This is a genomic window from Solirubrobacter deserti (genome assembly GCF_027587175.1).
Classification (GTDB): domain Bacteria; phylum Actinomycetota; class Thermoleophilia; order Solirubrobacterales; family Solirubrobacteraceae; genus Solirubrobacter; species Solirubrobacter deserti.
The window spans coordinates 1-17,678 of sequence record NZ_JAPCID010000085.1 but is presented as its reverse complement, the minus strand read 5'-3'; the positions used below and the strand labels follow the sequence as shown (position 1 = coordinate 17,678).

The following is a 17,678-nucleotide window of genomic DNA, read 5'->3' as shown; positions in this document are numbered from 1 at the left end:
CCTCGCCGCCCGCCGCGGCCTCGTCGCGGCCGCCCGCGCCGCTCATCGCGCCGCCGCGAGCTCCCACGGCGCGGCCCCGTCGCGCACGGCCCTCGCCGCCGCGGGCAGGCGGTTCTCGTCGATCGCGTCGCGCAGCTCGGCCATCAGGCGCTGCAGGTAGGCGAGGTTGTGGATCGTGAGCAGGCGCATCGCGGTCTGCTCCTGAGCCTTGAACAGGTAGTGGATGTAGGCACGCGAGTAGCCCGGCTCGCAGGCCGGGCACGGGCAGCCCTCGCACAGCGGCTCTTCGGACTGCTTCCAGCGGGCCTTGGCGAGGTCGACGCGCCAGCGCTTGGCCGGGTCGGGGACGACGGCCATGCCGTGGCGGCCGATCCGCGTCGGCATCGCGCAGTCGAAGGTGTCGATGCCGAGCTCGACGCCGCGCACGAGATCGTCGACCTCACCGATCCCGAGCAGGTGGCGGGGCTTGGCCTCCGGCAGCTCCTCGATCGTCCACTCGACGACGGTGAACATCTGGTCCTTGGTCTCGCCGAGCGTGCCGCCGATGGCGATGCCGCCGAGGTACTCGCGCGCGGCGACCGCCTGGGCGGAGGCGCGGCGCAGGTCCTCCTCCACCCCGCCCTGGACGATTCCGTACACAGTCTGACCCTCAGGTCCATGCTTAGAGTGCCAGTCGATGCAGCGGTCCAGCCATCGGTGCGTGCGCTCCGTGGAGCGGGCGGTGTAGTCGCGGCCGCCGTGGAAGGGCGTGCACTCGTCGAACACGAGCGCGATGTCGCTGCGCAGCGCGGCCTGGACCTCCATCGAGGTCTCCGGCCCCATGAACTGCGTCGAGCCGTCGAGGTAGGAGCGGAACGTCACGCCCTCCTCCTCGATCTTGAGGATCGCGCCGGAGCGCTCGCCGACGAACTGCGCCTGGCGACCCTTGATCTCGTCGGCCACGGTGCCGTGGCCCATCGAGAAGACCTGGAACCCGCCGGAGTCGGTGATGATCGGCTTGTCCCAGCGCTGGAACTCGTGCAGGCCGCCGAAGCGCTTGATCAGCTCGTGGCCGGGCGTCAGGAACAGGTGGAACGTGTTCCCGAGCACCATGTCGTAGCCGAGCTCGGCGGCCTCGCGCACTTCGAGGGTCTTGACGACGGCCTTGGTGGCCAGCGGCACGAACGCCGGGGTGCGGACCTCACCGTGCGCGAGGCGAAGGGTGCCGGTACGGGCGTAGGAGCCCGGATCTCTGGTGCGGATGGAGAACACGAGGGCGGCCACGTTAGCGCCGCCCTCGCGGGGTGTGACTGAGCCTTACGCGGAGGCCGGCTCGGCGTCGGAGGACTTGGCCTCGATCGTCTTCGGGGCGATCGAGATCTTGCGCGGCTTGGGCTGCTCGGGCTTCGGGATGCGGACCTCGAGCACGCCGCGGTCGAAGCTGGCCTCCACGGCCTCCGGCTTGATGCCCTCGGGCAGCGTCAGCGAGCGCGAGAAGGAGCCGAACGCGCGCTCGACGCGGTGGAAGCCGTCCTTCGTCACCTCGTGCGTGGCCTTGCGCTCACCCGAGACGGTGAGGACGCGGTCCTCGACCTCGATGTTGACGTCCTCCTCCGACAGCCCGGGCAGGTCGGCGGTCAGGACGAAGTGGCCCTCGGTCTCGACGAGGTCCATGGCCGGCATCCAGCGGCGCATCGTGCCGCCGTTGCCCTGCACCGGCGCGTCGAACACGGTGCCGAACAGGCGGTTCATCTCGTTCTGCAGCGTCGCGAACTCACGAAGCGGTTCCCAGCGAACGATGGCCATATCTCGATCCTCCACGTGACTCGGCGTGAAACCTGATGGCCGCAAGTATAGAAATCTCAGTCGATGTCTATCAAGTCTGGGAGGCTAAAAGATTCCTTAAACGACGAGAGCCGCCCGAAGGCGGCTCGTCCCGGCAGAGCGGTCGGCGGCGGGTCAGTCGGTGGCGGCAGCGCCGGGCAGCACGCGCTCCCAGGCGCCGGCGAAGGTGCGCAGCTCGTCCTCGGAGAAGTGCGACAAAAAGCGCTGGCGCACGCCCTCGAGGTGGGTCGGGCGGGCGCGCTCGAGCAGCTCCGCGCCCTTGTCGGTGAGCACCGCGAAGCAGCCGCGGCCGTCGTCGGTGCACGTGTCGCGCACCAGCAGCTCCTCCTTCTCGAGCCGGTCGACGAGGCGCGTCATCCCGGAACGCGAGAGCAGCACGGAGTCGGCCAGCTCAGCCATCCGGCGCTTGCGGTCCGGCGCGGACTCCAGGGTGATCAGCACTTCATACGAGCTCAGCGGAAGGTCGTGCGCGGCAGCCAACTCCGCGTCCAGCGCCTTCACCAGGGCCGTGTGCACTCGCAGCAGCCCCCGCCAGGCCGCAAGCTCCGTCTCCGTCAGGTCTACGCGTGTCTCTGGTACCGCCATGTCAAGGGAGTGTAGCGGCGCCTAGTTGCGCGGACAACCGACACGCTATCCGGGCCGGCGCGCGCGTGCGACGATCGTGCGCGCCGCCACACCCGCCAATGCCAGCAGCGCCGCGGGCGGCAGCAGCAGGATCAGGCTGCCGAGGAAGCCTATGCCGCAGCTGGGGTCGCACCCACCGGGCGGGTCCGGAGGTGAGCCCCAAGTGCCGTTGACCGCCGTGAAGGCCACGAGCGGGATCGCGGCCGCGACCACGCCCAAAGCGGCCCCGGGCAGCCCTCCGAGCCAGCCCAGCAGCGGGAACGACACTCCCACCCCCAACGCGATCATGACCGTCCACGGAGGCCCGGGCTCGGTCAGCCAGTAGGCGAGCCCGAGCCCCGTGGAGATCAGGAACAGCGTCAGCGCCCTCCGGCTCATCCGCTGCCGCGTCCGCTCGCTCAGCCCAGCAGCGAGCGGCCCGTCATCTCCGCCGGTGGCTCGATCCCCAGCAGCTCGAGCGCCGTCGGCGCCACGTCCGCCAGGATGCCCTCGCCGTCCAGGGACGACGCGCCCGCGGTGACGATGAACGGCACCGGGTTCAGCGAGTGGGCCGTGTTCGGCGAGCCGTCCTCGTTGAGCATGTGGTCGCAGTTGCCGTGATCGGCGGTGACGATGCAGGCGCCGCCCGCGGCGTGAACCGCCTCCACCACGCGCCCGAGCTGGGTGTCGACCGTCTCGACGGCCTTCACCGCCGCCTCGATCACGCCCGTGTGCCCGACCATGTCCGGATTCGCGAAGTTGATGATCGCGAACGCGGGCTTGTCCTCGGAGAAGTGCTTGACGAAGGCGTCCGCGGCCTCGACCGCCGCCATCTCCGGCTTGTGGTCGTAGGTGGGCACGTCGCGCGGGGACGGCACGAGCTCGCGCACCTCACCCTCGTACGGCTTCTCCTCGCCGCCGTTGAAGAAGTACGTCACGTGCGGGTACTTCTCGGTCTCGGCGACGTGCAGCTGTCCGAGGCCGGCGCCGGCGATCACCGAGCCGATCGTGACCTCCGGCCGCTTGGGCGGGAACACGACCGGATAGTTCCAGTCCTCGTCGTACTCGGCGAGGGTGATGTAGCGGTCGATCACCTGCGCCCCGCCCCGGTCGATCTCGGAGAACTCCGGTTCGCACAGCGCGAGCGTGATCTCGCGCATCCGGTCGGGCCGGAAGTTGAACGCGATCACCGAGTCGCCGGGACGGATGCGGGTCTCGTCGCCGTCGCCGACGATCGTCGCCGTGATGAACTCGTCCGTCTCCTCGCGCTCGTAGGCGGCCGTGGCCGCTTCCGCCGCGGAGTTCACGTGGTGCTCGGCCTTGCCGTGCACGAGCAGGTCGTAGGCCTTCTGCACGCGGTCCCAGCGCTTGTCGCGGTCCATGGCGAAGTAGCGCCCGATCACGGATCCCACGCGCCCGCCCCACGACTCCACGTCGGCGAGGTACTTCGCGCCGCCCTTGGGCGACGTGTCGCGCCCGTCGGTGAAGGCGTGCACGATCACGCCCTCACCCGCCAGCTCGATCAGCGCCTTCAGGTGCCGGTCGCTGGAGTGCACGCCGCCGTCGCTCACGAGCCCGATGAGATGGACTCGCGGAGCGTCACGCAGCGCCGCCTGCAGCACGTCGTTCTCCGCGAGCGACCCGTCGGACACCGCCGTGTCGATGCGCGCGAGGTCCTGCGGCACGATCGCGCCCGCGCCGAGGTTCAGGTGACCGACCTCGGAGTTGCCCATCTGCCCCTCGGGCAGCCCGACGCTCGGCCCCATCGCGGTCAGCTGCGTGTGCGGCTTGGACGACCACAGCTCGTCGAACACCGGCGTCTTCGCCAGCGACACGGCGTTGCCCGGACCGTCGGGGGCGAGCCCCCAGCCGTCCAGGACGATGAGCGCGACGTGCGGGACGGTCATGCGCGCGCGGCCTCGACGATCGCGGCGAACGACTCGGCGTCCAGCGACGCGCCGCCCACCAGGGCCCCGTCGATGTCCGGCTGCGACAGGATCTCGGCCGCGTTGTCGGGCTTCAGCGAGCCGCCGTAGAGCACGCGCACCTGGTTGCCGGCCTCCTTGTCGAAGCCCTGCACCAGCGCCCGGACGAAGCCGCACGTCTCCTGCGCCTGCTCGGTCGTGGCCGCCAGGCCCGTGCCGATGGCCCACACGGGCTCATAGGCCACGACGACCTCGTGCAGCCGCTCGACCGGCACCTTCTCCAGTCCCTCCTGGACCTGGTGACGGAGGCGCCGCTCCGTGTCGCCCTGCTCGCGCTCCTCCTCGGTCTCACCGACGCAGAGGATCGGGATCAGCCCCGCCTCCAGCGCCCGCGGGACCTTCAGCTGGAGCGCTCGGTCGGTCTCGCCGAAGTACTGCCGGCGCTCGGAGTGGCCGACGATCACCCCGGCGACGTCGATCTCGGCCAGCATCGGGGCCGACACCTCGCCGGTGAACGCGCCCGAGTCCTTCTCGTGCATGTTCTGCGCGTAGACCTGCACGGCGCTCCCGCGAGCGCTGTCCACGACCGCCGACAGCGCCAGGAACGACGGCGCCACGACGACGTCGACGTCCTCGACGGCGCCGACCCGGGGCAGCAGCGCCTGGATCAGCTCCTCCGCCTCGGCGATCGTGTTGTTCAGCTTCCAGTTGCCCGCGATGAACGGTTTACGGCTCATGGGCGACCACCGCCACTCGCGGCGAGGGCCGGCTTGGCGGTCGCTTTCAGCATCGCTTCGCGGATTCTCATGACAGCGCCTTCACTCCCGGGAGTTCCTTCCCCTCGATGAGCTCCAAGGAAGCACCGCCGCCCGTGGAGAGATGCGAGACGCGGTCGGCCAGCCCGAACTGGGCCAGCGCCGCGGCCGAGTCACCGCCACCGACGACGGTGGTGGCTTCCGTCGCGGCCATCGCCTCGGCGACGGCCTTGGTGCCCGCGGCGAACGGCTCGAGCTCGAACGCGCCCATCGGGCCGTTCCAGAACACCGTGCCCGCACCGGCGATGATCGAGCCGTAGCGCTCGGCCGTTCCCGGGCCGACATCGAGGCCCATCCAGCCGTCCTCGACATCGATGCCGTCCAGGGCCTGCACCTCGGTGTCGGCCTTGAACTCGCGGCCGAGCACGAGGTCGGTCGGCAGCTCGAGCTTGGCGTTGCCGAGCAGCGCCTTGGCGGGCTCCAGGCCCTCCTCCTCGCACAGCGAGGACCCGACGTCGTGGCCCTGGGCCTTGAAGAACGGGAAGCACATCGCGCCGCCGATCAGGACCGTGTCGGCCTTGTCGAGGAACGCCTCGAGCACGCCGATCTTGTCCGTCACCTTCGCGCCGCCGACGACCGCGACGAGCGGGCGCTTCGGGTCCTCGAGGATGCCGTTGAGCGTGGAGACCTCACGCTCGAGCAGACGCCCCGCAGCCGACGGCAGCAGGTGCGCGACCGCCTCCGTGGAGGCGTGCGCGCGATGCGCCGCGCCGAACGCGTCGTTGACGTAGACGTCGGCCAGCGCCGCGTACTGCTTGGCGAGGTCCTCGTCGTTCTTGGTCTCGCCCTCGAAGAAGCGGACGTTCTCGATCATCACGATCTCGCCGTTCGTGTCTTCGAGCTCGGGCTGGAGCACCACGTCCACGCCGAGCAGCTCGCCCAGCCGGTCAGCGGCCGGCTTGAGCGAGAACTTCTCGTCGCGGCCCTTGGGCCGGCCCAGGTGGGCGAGCAGCACGAGACCGCTCGCCCCCTTCTCGCGCAGCTCCTTCAGTGTGGGCAGCGCCGCCTGGATTCTGGCGTCGTCGGTGATGTTGCGGTCCTCGTCGAGCGGGACGTTGAAGTCCACGCGGACCAGGACGCGCTTCCCGGCGACGTCCAGATCATCAAGCGTGCGCACGCACCAGCACCTTCTGGGCGAGGTCCACAACGCGGTTGGAGTAGCCCCACTCGTTGTCGTACCAGGTGACGACCTTGACCAGGTTGCCCTGGAGCACGGACGTCAGCTGGGCGTCGAAGATCGAGCTGTGCGGGTCCTTGACGATGTCGGAGGAAACGATCGGGTCCTCCGTGTAGCGCAGGATGCCGTCGCCCGAGGCGGCCTTGACGGCCTCGTTGATCTCCTCGACGGTGGTGTCACGGCCGGCGACGATCGTGAGGTCCACGACGGAGCCCGTGGGGACGGGGGCGCGCACCGCGAAGCCGTGCAGCTTGCCGTTGAGCTCCGGGATGACGAGGCCGATGGCCTTCGCGGCGCCCGTGGAGGCCGGCACGAGGTTGACCGCGGCGGCCCGCGCGCGGCGCAGGTCCTTGTGGGGGGCGTCCTGGAGGCGCTGATCCGCCGTGTAGGCGTGGATCGTCGTCATCAGGCCCTTCTCGATGCCGACCAGGTCGTTGAGGACCTTGGCGACCGGCGCGAGGCAGTTCGTCGTGCACGACGCGTTGGAGATGACGTCGTGCTTGTCGGCGTCGTAGACCTCGTCGAAGTTCACGCCGAGGACGACGGTCGCGTCCGGCTCGGTCGCCGGCGCCGAGATGATGACCTTCTTGGCGCCCGCCGTGAGGTGCTTGGCGGCGTCGTCGCGCTTGGTGAAGCGGCCCGTGGACTCGATCACGACGTCGACGTTGAGGTCGCCCCAGCCCAGGTTGGCCGGGTCGGTCTCGCTCAGGACCTTGATCTCGTTGCCGTTGACCACGAGGGAGGTACCGCTGACGGACACCTCGCCCGGGAACGGACCGAAGACCGAGTCGTACTTGAGCAGGTGAGCCAGCGTCGCCGCGTCCGTGAGGTCGTTGACGGCGACGACCTCGATGTCAGCGCCTCCTTCGACGGCGGCGCGGAAGACGTTGCGGCCGATCCGGCCGAAGCCGTTGATGCCGACACGTACAGCCATTCTCGATCCCTTTCCCGTTGAAAACGGGGGGTCAGGCTACCGAACGCGGCGTTATGACCCCGGGACGATCACAACCTTTCCATGGAATCCGCCCGCCTCGGCGAAGCGCAGCGCCTCGGCGGCCTGCTCGAGCGGGTAGCGGGCGGCGATCTGCGGCTCGATCACGCCGTCGCGCAGCAACTCGAACACGGTGATCAGGTCGGCGCGCAGCCGGGCGCGGAAGCGGTCACGCCGGCGATACCCCGCCCAGAGGTTGAAGAAGGTCGCGCGACGCCCGTTTGGCAGGGCGTTCCAAACCTGCAGCTTGGCGATCAGCTTCAGCACCGGGAGCGCGGGATTGCCCGGCACGTCGCGGGTCGAGGCGGTGCCGTAGGAGACCAGCGTGCCGCCCTTGCCCAGCATCCGCCAGGAGTCGTCGATGCCCGCCCCGCCGACGTGGTCGAAGACGGCCGCGACGCCGTTCGGCGCGAGCGCGCGCACGCGGGCCGCGACGTCCTCGTTGCGGTGGTCGATCACGGTCGCGCCCATGGCGCGGACCTGCTCGAGCTGCTTCGGGCCGGACGTGCCGATGACCTCGATGCCGGCGTGTCTCGCCAGCTGGACGAGCGTCGTGCCGACGCCGCCCGACGCGCCGAGCACGACGATCGTCTGGCCGCGCTTGACCTTGGCCACCTGGTGCAGCATCCGGTAGGCCGTGAGGCCGTTGACGACGACGGTCTCCGCCGCCTCGGCGCTCACGCCGTCCGGCACCGGGACCAGATCGGCGCGGTCGAGCACGACGTGGTCGGCCCAGCCGCCGACCTTGGTGAGCGCCGCCACGCGTCGTCCCTCCGCCATGCCGACCAGGTCATAACCCGGCACGAACGGGAACTTCGGCTGGTCGTAGTACTTGCCGCGGCGCATCTGCTGCTCGGCGAACGAGACGCCGCTCGCCTCCACCCGCACCAGCACCTGATCCGGTCGGGGCGCGGGCAGCTCGCGCGTCCGGGCCTGCGGGAACTCGCCCCTCGCCGCCATCTCCATCTGCAGTGCCTGCATGTCGTCGCCTCCGTGTTATATGCTCTAACTGATGTTAGAGACTCTAACCAACGATCGCGGCGAACAGGTACGGGCAGCCGTAAAGCGCGTCGCGCTGACGCAGCTGAAGTCGGGCGGGCCGGCGGCGGTGGCGCTCAACGCGATCGCGCGCGAGCTCGGCGTGAGCGGCCCGGCGCTCTACCGCTACTTCTCCAGCCGGGACGCGCTGCTGACCGCGCTCGTCGTCGACGCGTACGACGACCTCGCGGACGTGCTCGAGCCGGCGACCGATCTCGAAACCCTCGCGCGCGCGTATCGCGCGTGGGCGCGCGCGCAACCACACCGCTACCGGCTGCTGTTCAGCGCACCATGGCCGGGCTACGACCCGCACCAGCCGTCGCTGGTCGCCGCCGCCAAGCGGTCGATGGACGTCCTGCTCCGCTACGTGGACGCCGAACGCGCCGTGACGCTGTGGTCACGGATGCACGGCCACGTGCTGCTGGAGATCGAGGGCAACTTCGCGTCGATGGGCCTCGACGCGGACAAGCTGTTCGAAGCCGTCACCGCTTGATCGGCAAGCGGTCGACGTCGCGGTGCGCGACCTCGACGAAGTACTCCGGCCGGTCCCGGAAGTGCGCGGCCAGGTGCTCGGTGATCGCCACGGAGCGGTGGCGGCCGCCCGTGCAGCCGATCGCGACCATCAGGTGCGCCTTGCCCTCGGTCACGTACTGCGGGAGCAGGAACTCGAGCAGCGGCTTGACGTAGCCGTAGAACTCCTCCAGGCGGCCGTCGCGGCCGACGTAGTCCACGATCCGCTGGTCGAAGCCCGTCAGCGGCCGCAGGTCGGCGTCGTAGTGCGGGTTCGGGAGGAAGCGCACGTCGAACGCGAGATCGGCGTCGCGCGGCGGGCCGTGCTTGTGCCCGAACGACGTGAAGGTGACCGCGAGCTTGCCCGGCGTGGAGGGCTCCAGCAGCTCGTCGGCGACCTTGCGCCGCAGCGCCGCGGCGCTCAGCCCGCTCGTGTCGATCACGATGTCCGCGCGCTGGCGCACGGGCTCGAGCAGCTCGAGCTCGGCGCGGATGCCGTCCACGACGCTGCCGTGCGGGGACAGCGGGTGGCGCCGGCGCGTCTCCTTGTAGCGCGTGACGAGCGCCTGCTCGTCCGCGGTGAGGAACACGACGCGGTGCACGACGCCGGCTTCGGCGAGCTGGTCGATCACCCCCGCGAGCTCGGCGAGGTACTCACCGCCGCGTGAGTCGCACACCACCGCGGCGCGCTCCACCTTCGAGCCCTCGTGCATGAACAGCTCCGACAGCGAGCGGATCATCGACGCGGGGAGGTTGTCCACGCAGAAGTAGCCCGCGTCCTCGAACACGTTCATCGCGCTCGACTTGCCGGCGCCCGAGAGGCCGGAGATGACCACCAGGTCCTCGAGGTTCGACCCGGGCCGGCGGCCGTCCAGCCTCTGGTCGCGAACGGCGTTGGCCACGGGTCAGCGTCCCGTCTTGTTGAGGTGGGCGTACAGGTCGCGCGCGACCTTCTGTGGGAATCCCGGCACTTGTTCCAGATCCTCTCGCGAGGCACCGAGCACCGCCTCGGGCGACCCGAAGTGTTTCAGCAGCGCACGCTTGCGTGCCGGGCCGATGCCCGGGAGCTCGTCCATGATCGACTCGGTCATCGCCTTGTCACGCCGGATGCGGTGATGGGTGATGGCGAAGCGGTGCGCCTCGTCCCGGATGCGCTGGAGCAGCTGCAGCTCCGGCGTCTCGTGGGCCATCAGCACGGGATTCGGCACGCCCGGGAGGAAGACCTCCTCGATCCGCTTGGCCAATGAGACCACCGCCACGCCGCGGTCGCGGAAGCCCTGCAGCGGCGGCAGGCCCGCGCTCAGCTGGCCCTTGCCGCCGTCGATCACCACGAGGTTCGGCAGGGCGGCGAACGACGCGTCGCGATCCGCGTCGTAGGGCGACTTCTCGTTCTGCTTCTCCCACTGCGCGTACCGCCGCCCCAGGACCTCGTTCATCGAGGCAAAATCGTCGTTGCCGTCGTGCGAGCGGATCGTGAAGCGCCGGTAATCGCTCTTCTTCGGCGCGCCGCCCTCGAACACGACCATCGAGGCCACGGTGTGCGTGCCGCCGACGTGCGAGATGTCGAAGCACTCGATGCGCACGGGGATCGCGCTCAGGTCCAGCGCGCTCTGAAGCCCGTTGAGCGAGTCCACGCGCTGCTGGCGCTTGCGCTCGGCCTTGAGCTTCTCCTGGTCGAGCGCGAGCTTGGCGTTGCGCTCGGCCAGATCGAGGATGCGGCGCTTGCCGCCGCGCTCGGACGCGCGGATCTCGACGTTGCTGCCCCGTCGCTCGCCGAGCAGCTGGCCGAGCACGCCGAGCTCGGAGCCCTCGGCCATGAACCCGGGCACGACGATCAGCGACGGGATGCTCAGCGCGCTCGCGTAGAACTGGAGCATGAACTCCTCGGTGACGATCGCCGGGTCCTGCTCGGCCTGGTTGTCCAGGTAGAAGGACTGGCGGTCGCTCAGCACGCCGTCGCGCACCTGGAAGACCTGCGCGTTGGCCTCGGTGCCCTCGACGGCGACCGCGACCGCGTCATAGGTGCCGGCGCCGCCCTCGGCCACGCGCTGGCGCTCCAGCAGCGCCTTGACGGCCTGCAGGCGGTTGCGCTCGATCGTCGCCTGCTCGTAGTCCTGCTCGCCCGCCGCGAAGTACATCTTCTTCTCGAGGTCGCGCTCGATCTGCTTGAAACGGCCCGACAGGAACGCGACCACGCCGTCGATCCCCTCGCGGTACTCCTCCTTGGAGACGTAGCCCACGCAGGGTGCTCCGCAGCGCTTGATGTAGTAGTCCAGGCACGGCGAGCCGGAGTGGCGGCCGGGCTCGGGGCCCTCGCAGGAACGGAACAGGAAGATCTTGCCGAGCAGGTCGAGCGTGTTGCGCACGCGCTTGGCCGACGAGTACGGGCCGAAGTAGGCGCGCTTGCTCTTGTGCTTCTCGCGGGTGAAGTAGACGCGCGGAAAGTCCTCGTCGAGGCTGATCGCGATGTACGGGTACGACTTGTCGTCGCGCAGCCGGATGTTGAACTTCGGCTTGTACTGCTTGATGAAGTTCTGCTCGGTGAGCAGCGCCTCGGACTCGGTCACGACGACGAGGGGCTGGATGTCGGCGATCTCCGACGTCAGCGCCGTCGTCCCGTACATCGTCGGGTTCGAGAAGTGGCTCGCGACGCGCTTGCGGATCGACTTGGCCTTGCCGACGTAGATGACCTTGCCGCGTTGGTCGCGGAACACGTACACGCCGGGCTGATCCGGCAGCGACAGGCGCTGCTCGCGAAGGCGTTCGGATTCCGTTTGAACTGCCATCAGGTCCTGCAACAGATCGTACGAGGGCCGCGCTATATGCCCGCGGCCGGCTTCGCCGGGCGCGTGGTCATCGCGGCATGGTCCGCAACTCGACGTGCTGCTAGTGGTTGGTGACCGTATGCACCGAACGAGAACGACACTCGTCGTCGCCGCGATCGCGGCCCTCGCCATGTGCGCTCCGGCTTCCGCCAACTACCGGGTCGGTCTGAGTGAGCAGAATGCAGCGGTCTTCAGCCAGCCTTCGTGGCAGGCGTTGAAGCTCAAGCGCATCCGCTACATCGTCCCGTGGGACTACGCCTCCGAGCCCGCGCAGAAGGCGGAGGTCGAACACTTCCTGGCCACCGCGCGTGCCGCGAACCAGGACGTCCTCCTGATGTTCACCGCCCGCCGCGGCTGCTGGAACGGCCGGACCTACTCCAAGTCGTCCGCCTGCCGCGCGCCCTCGACGAGCGCCTACAGGAAGGCGGTCTCCACGTTCCGCCGCGAGCACTCGTGGATCAAGACCTACGCGCCCTGGAACGAGGCCAACCACGTCTCGCAGCCGACCGCCAAGAGCCCGAAGCGCGCCGCCCAGTACTACTCGACCCTGCGCAGCGTGTGCGGGTCCAAGTGCAAGGTGATGGCCGCCGACGTGCTCGACCAGAGCACGGTCAAGAAGTGGCTGACCGACTTCATCCGCTACTCCAAGAACAAGGGGCGGATCTGGGGCCTGCACAACTACAAGGACGTCAACCGCCGCCAGTCCAAGGGCCTGACGACCGTCCTGAAGACCGTCCCCGGCGAGGTCTGGCTGACCGAGACGGGCGGCATCACGACGTTCGCGCCGGACTTCCCGACGAGCGCCACGCGCGCCGCGTCCTCCACCAAGTACATGTTCACGCTGGCCGACCGCTACGACGCGAAGAAGCGCGGCTACAAGTCCAAGCTCACGCGCCTGTACGTCTACCGCTGGTTCGGTGAGACGGGCAACTGGGACTCCGGCCTGGTGAACCCGGACGGCTCGCCGCGCCCCGCGCTCGAGCAGTTCCAGAAGTACGCCGCGAAGCGCCTCAAGTAGTTTCCAGGGCTTGGCCCTGGTCAACCTGTACTCAGACACGCAGACCCGTCCGACCTCCGCCATGCGCACCGCCATGGCGGAGGCGGAAGTGGGTGACGAGCAGCGCTTCGAGGATCCGCAGGTCACGGAGCTGTGCTCACGGGTCGCTGCCCTGCTGGGCATGGAAGCGGCCGTCTTCCTGCCGTCCGGAACGATGTGCAACGAGATCGCGTTCCGGCTCCACATCCGTCCCGGAGGCGACGAGGCGATCCTGCATCGCCGGTCGCACCCGATCATCGCCGAGGCCGGCGGGCCGGCGGCGTTCGCGGGCGCGATGATGTACCCGCTGGACACGCCGTTGGGCATGTTCACGGGCGAAGACGTGCGCCGCGCGCTGCGGCGGCCCGGCGATCGCTACGCGCCGCGGTCACGTCTCGTGTGCGTCGAGCAGACGACGAACATGTCCGGCGGGCGCGTGTGGCCGCTCGAGCAGCTGCGGGACGTCGTCGAGGCGGCGCGCGACGCCGGCCTGCGGCTGCACATGGACGGCGCGCGGCTGATGAACGCGGTCGTCGCCTCGGGCGTGCCCGCGGCGGAGATGACGCGCGGGTTCGACACCGCGTGGCTGGACTTCACGAAGGGTCTCGGAGCGCCGCTGGGCGCCGTGCTGGCGGGGTCGGCGGAGCTGATCGACGAGGCGTGGCGGTACAAGCAGATGCTCGGCGGCGCGCTGCGCCAGGCGGGGATCGTCGCGGCGGGCGCGCTGTACGCGCTCGACCATCACGTGGACCGGCTGGCCGAGGATCACGCGCGCGCCCGACGGCTTGCCGAGGGGCTCGCGGCGCTGCCGGGCGTGACGATCGACCCGTCGACGGTCGAGACCAACATCGTCATCTTCGAGCACGACGATCCCGGAGGGCTGTGCGCCAAGTTGGAGGCGCACGAGGTGCGCATGGGCGCCGTGGGGCCGCGGCAGGTGCGCGCGGTCACGCACCTGGACGTCGACGACGACGGAATACAACGGGCGCTCGACGCGCTAGAACGTGTCAGCGCGCGATGAAGCTCGAAGGCATTCATCACATCACCGCGATCACCGGCGACGCGCCCCGCAACGTCGACTTCTACGTCCGGCTGCTGGGCCTCCGCTTGGTCAAGAAGTCCGTCAACCAGGACGATCCGACGGTCTACCACCTGTTCTACGCCGACGAGCACGGCTCGGCCGGATCGGACCTGACGTTCTTCGAGTACCCGAACGCCCGCCCCGGGCGGGCGGGGGCCGGGATGGTCCACCGCATCGTGCACCGGGTCGCCTCGGCGGACACGCTGGCGTTCTGGGAGGACCGCTTCGGGTCCGAGGGCGTCGAGTGCACGCGCGTGGAAAGCGGGCTGCGGTTCGCGGACTTCGAAGGCCTCCAGCACGAGCTGCGCGTCGTCGAGGTGCCGGACCCGCCGCTGGCCGCCGGCTCCACCGAGGTGCCGGCCGAGCACGCGCTGCTCGGCTTCCACGAGGTGCACGCGGCGGTCGCCGATCCGCGCAAGTCCGAGAAGCACCTGCGGGAGACGCTGGCGTTCGAGGAGGTCGGCGAGCACGCCTTCGAGGCGCGCGGCGCCGCCCGCGGCGGATCGATCGTCTTCGAGCCGTCGCCGGGTCGTGGATTCGGGGGCGCGGGCACGGTCCATCACATCGCATGGGCCTCCCCGATGGACGACCACGAGGCCTGGCGGGCGCGGATCGCCGACTCCGGCCTGCAGGTCACGCCCGTGATCGACCGCTTCTACTTCCGCTCGATCTACTCGCGCGAGCCGGGCGGGATCCTGTACGAGATCGCGACCATCGGGCCCGGGTTCGCCACGGATGAGTCCGCGTCGTCGCTGGGCGAGTCGCTGGCGCTGCCGCCCGAGTTCGAGCACCTGCGCGCGCAGGTCGAGCCGCTGCTCACGCCGCTGCCGGACGTGCGGCAGTGGCGTCCGTCGGCGGCGGAAGCCTCGTAGCCCGCGGCACGGCGCCGGTGAAGACCGGCGCCGTGGCGCGTGCCGCTACAGCACGACGGGCTTGAGGACGAACTCGTTCATGCCGCTGTTCGCGCGCAGCTCGAACGGCAGCGAGTAGCCGACGCCCTTGTAGGTGAGCTTGCGGTGGGGGGAGAGGCGGTTCGTGATCGTGCTGGTGTTGCTGCCGGGCACCGGGGTGATCTTCCACTGCTGCGACTCGCTCCCGTCGAACACCGAGGTGCCGGCGAACGAGCCCTCGCCGGCGTCCGCCGGCCCCGGGGGCTCCGTGTGCGTGTTCTGGGAGTCGAGGACCTGTTCGCCGTTGGCGAGCCAGTGGCCGTTGCGGATGGTCACGTAGCCGTCCGACGCCGGCACGATCCGCCAGACCTCGGCGGTCGTGATGTGGGACGAGTCGCGCGGCGCGGTCTGGAAGTAGATGCCCTGCGCCATGTCGACCTTCGGCGCCACCTTCGGGATGATGGCCACGCCGTTGGCCGCGGCGGTTCCGCCGCTGCCGAGGGCGGCGCCCAGGGCGACGACGGCGATCGCGAGCGTGCGGTGCGTGCGAGGTGTCTTCATGGTGCGAGAGACGCCCGATCCTGAGCGCTTGCTCCGGGACGCCTGTCCCGCCACTGTCCCCCGCGCGGGAATGCCCGGCGCCGCGCCGACGTCTGTGACGGCATGGACGTCGTCGGGCGCGAGGCGGAGCTGAGGATGTTCGCGACCGCCGCCGCGGAGGTCGACGACGGCCAGACGCGGCTGGTCGGCGTGGTCGGCGAGGCCGGGATCGGCAAGACCGCCGTGCTGGCCGAGACCGCGCGCCGGGCACGCGGCGACGGGTTCCTGGTGCTGGAGGGCCGCGGCGCCGAGCACGAACGCGACGTCCCGTTCGGGATCGTGATCGACGCGCTCGACGACCACGTCGCCGGCCTGGCGCCGGAGGATCTCGCCGCCGTCGGCTCAGGGCTGGGCGCCGTGCTGCCCGCGGCCGGGGCGTCCAGCACCACGGAGCGCTTCCTGCAGCTGCGGGCGCTGCGGGCGCTGATCGAGCTGGTGGCGCGCGAGCAGCCGCTGACGCTGCTGCTCGACGACCTGCACTGGGCGGACGCGGCGTCGTTCGAGTTCGTGCTGCACCTGCTGCGCCGTCCCCCACGCGCGCCGTGCCTGCTCGCGTTCGCGTTGCGCCCGGGCACGCGGGCGACGCAGCTGCTGGCCGCGGCGCGGGCGACGCCCGGCTTCACGCACCTGGCGCTCGGCCCGCTCGCGGACGACGCCGCGTACGCGATGCTGGCCGCGGTGGACCCGAAGCAGCGCGCGCGCCTCGCCGCCGAAGCCGCCGGCAACCCCCTGTTCCTGCGCGAGCTCGCCCGCCACGCCGGGCAGGCGGCGCTGCCGGCGACCCTGAGCGCCGCGGTCGCGCTGGAGCTGGAGACGCTCGCGCCGGAGGCACGGACGCTGCCCGCGGGCGCGGCCGTGGTGCGCGATCCGTCCGAGGCGGAGCTGGCGGCCGCCGCGGCGGGGGTCGACTCCGCCGCGGCGCGGGTCGACTCCGCCGCGGCGCTCGACGCCCTGGCCGCCGCGGAGCTGGTCACCGCGACCGGGGGCAGGCGGACGTTCGCGTTCCGCCATCCGCTCGTCCGCCGCGCGATCTACGAGCAGACCCCGCCCGGGTGGCGGATGCAGGCGCACCAGCGGGTCGCGGACGCGCTCGCGCGGCGTGGCGCCGGGCCCGCGGCGCGCGCCTACCACGTGACGCGCTTCGCGCAGGCCGGGGATCGCGCGGCGGTCGCGGTGCTCACCGCGGCGGGCGAGCATGCCGCCGCGACCTCGCCGGCGACAGCCGCCCAGTGGTACGGCGCGGCGCTGGAGCTGCTGCCCGCGGACGCGCGCGGGCCGCTGCTGGCGCCCGCGGCGCGGGCCTACGCGAACGCGGGGCAGCTCGAGGAGAGCCGCGCCTGTCTGGTCGAGGCGCTGGAGGCGGACGACGCGCCGCTCGAGCTCGTCAGCGCCTGCGCGCAGGCGGAGATCGCGCTCGGCCGGCACGCGCGGGCGCGGGCTCGTCTGTCAGAAGCGCTGCGGGTGGCCCCGCCGGCCGCCCAGGCGGCGCTCGCGTTCGAGCTGGCGTGTGACGCCATGACGCAGGGGCGCAGCGACGAGCTGCGCCGGTGGGCCGAGCACGCCGCCGCCACGGCGGACGACCGCGTCCTGCGGATCGGCGCGCAGGCGCTGGCGCGGCTCGGGGCGATCTGGACCGGCGAGCGCTCGCCCACGGACCTGGCCGGCCGGCTCGCCGAGCTCGACGACCGGGAGCTGAGCGCGCAGGTCGCCGCGCTGCCGCAGATCGGGCGTGCCCTGCTGCGGCTCGGTCACTACCGCCAGGCGTCGTCGATCGTCGCGCGCGGGCTCGCGATCTGCCGCGAGACGCCGCACGAGCAGGTGCTGGTGTGGCTGCGCGTCGTGCACGTGTGGACGCTCGCGCTGCTGCTCGACTTCGACGCGGCGTTGACCGAGGTGGAGGCCGCGGAGGAAGCGGTGCGCCTGCAGGCGTCGCCGCACCCGCTGCTGCTCGTGCTGTGCAAGCGCATCCTCGTGCACCACCACCGCGGCGACGCGGTGGCCGCCGAGCGCGCCGCGGAGGAAGCGTGCGAGCTGGCCGCGACCCTGGAGCCGAGCGCGTTCACCGCACACGCCGTGTGCCACGCCGCCGAGCTGCGGCTCGAACGCGACCCGGAGCGTTGCATCCACGACCTTCAAGCGGCCGCGGGTCCGGCGGTCGACCTCACCGACCCGTCGCTGTCGAGCTGGACCCGCCTCCAGCTCGTGCGGGCCGCGGTCGCCGCCGGCCGGCTCGCCGACGCGGACCGCTGGGCCGACGAAGCCGCCGCGCGCGCCGAGCATCTCCGGCTGCCCGTGGTCAGCGTGCGTGCCGACTGCGCGCGCGCCGAGGCGTCGCTCGCGCGCGGCGACGCGCCCGCCGCGGC

Annotated in this window: 17 protein-coding genes; 5 read left to right on the top strand and 12 right to left on the bottom strand. The window is 71.0% G+C overall.

The window, feature by feature from the left end; translation table 11 throughout:
• Positions 1-42 precede the first annotated feature (42 nt).
• The 9 genes from tgt to OJ962_RS33000 form a co-directional block, all read right to left on the bottom strand.
• Positions 43-1,263, bottom strand: a complete 1,221-nt coding sequence (gene tgt / locus OJ962_RS33040; protein ID WP_270006900.1) for a tRNA guanosine(34) transglycosylase Tgt — start codon at positions 1,261-1,263, stop codon at positions 43-45.
• Positions 1,264-1,296: 33 nt separating this feature from the next.
• A complete protein-coding gene (locus tag OJ962_RS33035; RefSeq protein ID WP_202957605.1) occupies positions 1,297-1,785 on the bottom strand; it encodes an Hsp20/alpha crystallin family protein in 489 nt (162 codons plus the stop codon).
• A 153-nt stretch (positions 1,786-1,938) separates the two neighbouring features.
• Positions 1,939-2,409 (bottom strand): MarR family winged helix-turn-helix transcriptional regulator, encoded by a 471-nt coding sequence (locus OJ962_RS33030; RefSeq protein WP_202957606.1) that lies wholly within the window; start codon positions 2,407-2,409, stop codon positions 1,939-1,941.
• 45 nt (positions 2,410-2,454) lie between these two features.
• Positions 2,455-2,826: a hypothetical protein gene (locus OJ962_RS33025; protein WP_202957607.1), complete on the bottom strand. Its 372-nt coding sequence runs from the start codon at positions 2,824-2,826 to the stop codon at positions 2,455-2,457.
• 20 nt (positions 2,827-2,846) lie between these two features.
• Entirely contained in the window at positions 2,847-4,334 is a 1,488-nt protein-coding gene (gpmI, locus tag OJ962_RS33020; protein WP_202957608.1) for a 2,3-bisphosphoglycerate-independent phosphoglycerate mutase, read from the bottom strand.
• Positions 4,331-5,089, bottom strand: coding sequence for a triose-phosphate isomerase (tpiA, locus tag OJ962_RS33015; RefSeq protein WP_202957609.1), 759 nt, complete (start codon positions 5,087-5,089; stop codon positions 4,331-4,333). The genes gpmI and tpiA overlap by 4 nt, the downstream gene beginning before the upstream one ends.
• Before the next feature lie 67 nt (positions 5,090-5,156).
• Entirely contained in the window at positions 5,157-6,284 is a 1,128-nt protein-coding gene (locus tag OJ962_RS33010) for a phosphoglycerate kinase (RefSeq protein WP_202957610.1), read from the bottom strand.
• Positions 6,271-7,278 carry a type I glyceraldehyde-3-phosphate dehydrogenase gene (gene gap, locus OJ962_RS33005; RefSeq protein WP_202957611.1) on the bottom strand — a complete coding sequence of 336 codons (1,008 nt, stop codon included), beginning with the start codon at positions 7,276-7,278 and terminating at the stop codon, positions 6,271-6,273. Before gap ends, OJ962_RS33010 begins: the two co-directional genes overlap by 14 nt.
• A 51-nt stretch (positions 7,279-7,329) precedes the next feature.
• The gene (locus OJ962_RS33000; protein WP_202957612.1) at positions 7,330-8,316 is read right to left on the bottom strand and encodes a medium chain dehydrogenase/reductase family protein; all 987 of its coding nucleotides are present in this window, start codon (positions 8,314-8,316) and stop codon (positions 7,330-7,332) included.
• Between the two features lie 31 nt (positions 8,317-8,347).
• Here OJ962_RS33000 and OJ962_RS32995 point away from each other — a divergent pair, with 31 nt between their 5' ends.
• Positions 8,348-8,866, top strand: coding sequence for a TetR/AcrR family transcriptional regulator (locus OJ962_RS32995; protein ID WP_202957613.1), 519 nt, complete (start codon positions 8,348-8,350; stop codon positions 8,864-8,866).
• Here OJ962_RS32995 and rapZ read toward each other — a convergent pair.
• Both rapZ and uvrC read right to left on the bottom strand, forming a co-directional pair.
• The gene (rapZ, locus tag OJ962_RS32990) at positions 8,856-9,785 is read right to left on the bottom strand and encodes an RNase adapter RapZ (RefSeq protein ID WP_202957614.1); all 930 of its coding nucleotides are present in this window, start codon (positions 9,783-9,785) and stop codon (positions 8,856-8,858) included. The genes OJ962_RS32995 and rapZ overlap by 11 nt on opposite strands.
• A gap of 3 nt (positions 9,786-9,788) precedes the next feature.
• Entirely contained in the window at positions 9,789-11,669 is a 1,881-nt protein-coding gene (uvrC, locus tag OJ962_RS32985; protein ID WP_202957615.1) for an excinuclease ABC subunit UvrC, read from the bottom strand.
• Positions 11,670-11,787: 118 nt separating this feature from the next.
• On the opposite strand from uvrC, the gene OJ962_RS32980 reads away from it, so the two are divergent.
• The 3 genes from OJ962_RS32980 to OJ962_RS32970 are packed head-to-tail and all read left to right on the top strand — an operon-like array spanning position 11,788 to position 14,697.
• Positions 11,788-12,726 (top strand): glycosyl hydrolase, encoded by a 939-nt coding sequence (locus OJ962_RS32980; RefSeq protein WP_202957616.1) that lies wholly within the window; start codon positions 11,788-11,790, stop codon positions 12,724-12,726.
• 10 nt (positions 12,727-12,736) lie between these two features.
• Positions 12,737-13,765: a threonine aldolase family protein gene (locus tag OJ962_RS32975; protein ID WP_202957617.1), complete on the top strand. Its 1,029-nt coding sequence runs from the start codon at positions 12,737-12,739 to the stop codon at positions 13,763-13,765.
• On the top strand, positions 13,762-14,697 hold the full coding sequence (locus OJ962_RS32970) for a VOC family protein (RefSeq protein ID WP_202957618.1): 936 nt from the start codon (positions 13,762-13,764) through the stop codon (positions 14,695-14,697). Before OJ962_RS32975 ends, OJ962_RS32970 begins: the two co-directional genes overlap by 4 nt.
• Positions 14,698-14,742: 45 nt before the next feature.
• Here the strand turns inward: OJ962_RS32970 and OJ962_RS32965 are convergent, their stop codons facing one another.
• Positions 14,743-15,276, bottom strand: a complete 534-nt coding sequence (locus OJ962_RS32965; RefSeq protein WP_202957619.1) for an RICIN domain-containing protein — start codon at positions 15,274-15,276, stop codon at positions 14,743-14,745.
• 102 nt (positions 15,277-15,378) lie between these two features.
• Here OJ962_RS32965 and OJ962_RS32960 point away from each other — a divergent pair.
• The coding region (locus OJ962_RS32960; protein WP_270006899.1) for an ATP-binding protein at positions 15,379-17,678 on the top strand (2,300 nt) is incomplete at its 3' end.

What these genes read in the sequence shown, in the direction of transcription:
- OJ962_RS33000 (WP_202957612.1), bottom strand. Translation starts at nt 8,316, where the DNA reads ATGCAGGCACTGCAGATGGAGATGGCGGCGAGGGGCGAGTTCCCGCAG.
- OJ962_RS32980 (WP_202957616.1), top strand. Translation starts at nt 11,788, where the DNA reads ATGCACCGAACGAGAACGACACTCGTCGTCGCCGCGATCGCGGCCCTC.
- OJ962_RS32970 (WP_202957618.1), top strand. Translation starts at nt 13,762, where the DNA reads ATGAAGCTCGAAGGCATTCATCACATCACCGCGATCACCGGCGACGCG.
- OJ962_RS32995 (WP_202957613.1), top strand. Translation starts at nt 8,348, where the DNA reads ATGTTAGAGACTCTAACCAACGATCGCGGCGAACAGGTACGGGCAGCC.
- OJ962_RS32965 (WP_202957619.1), bottom strand. Translation starts at nt 15,276, where the DNA reads ATGAAGACACCTCGCACGCACCGCACGCTCGCGATCGCCGTCGTCGCC.
- gap (WP_202957611.1), bottom strand. Translation starts at nt 7,278, where the DNA reads ATGGCTGTACGTGTCGGCATCAACGGCTTCGGCCGGATCGGCCGCAAC.
- OJ962_RS33030 (WP_202957606.1), bottom strand. Translation starts at nt 2,409, where the DNA reads ATGGCGGTACCAGAGACACGCGTAGACCTGACGGAGACGGAGCTTGCG.
- OJ962_RS33025 (WP_202957607.1), bottom strand. Translation starts at nt 2,826, where the DNA reads ATGAGCCGGAGGGCGCTGACGCTGTTCCTGATCTCCACGGGGCTCGGG.
- OJ962_RS33035 (WP_202957605.1), bottom strand. Translation starts at nt 1,785, where the DNA reads ATGGCCATCGTTCGCTGGGAACCGCTTCGTGAGTTCGCGACGCTGCAG.
- tpiA (WP_202957609.1), bottom strand. Translation starts at nt 5,089, where the DNA reads ATGAGCCGTAAACCGTTCATCGCGGGCAACTGGAAGCTGAACAACACG.
- uvrC (WP_202957615.1), bottom strand. Translation starts at nt 11,669, where the DNA reads ATGGCAGTTCAAACGGAATCCGAACGCCTTCGCGAGCAGCGCCTGTCG.
- gpmI (WP_202957608.1), bottom strand. Translation starts at nt 4,334, where the DNA reads ATGACCGTCCCGCACGTCGCGCTCATCGTCCTGGACGGCTGGGGGCTC.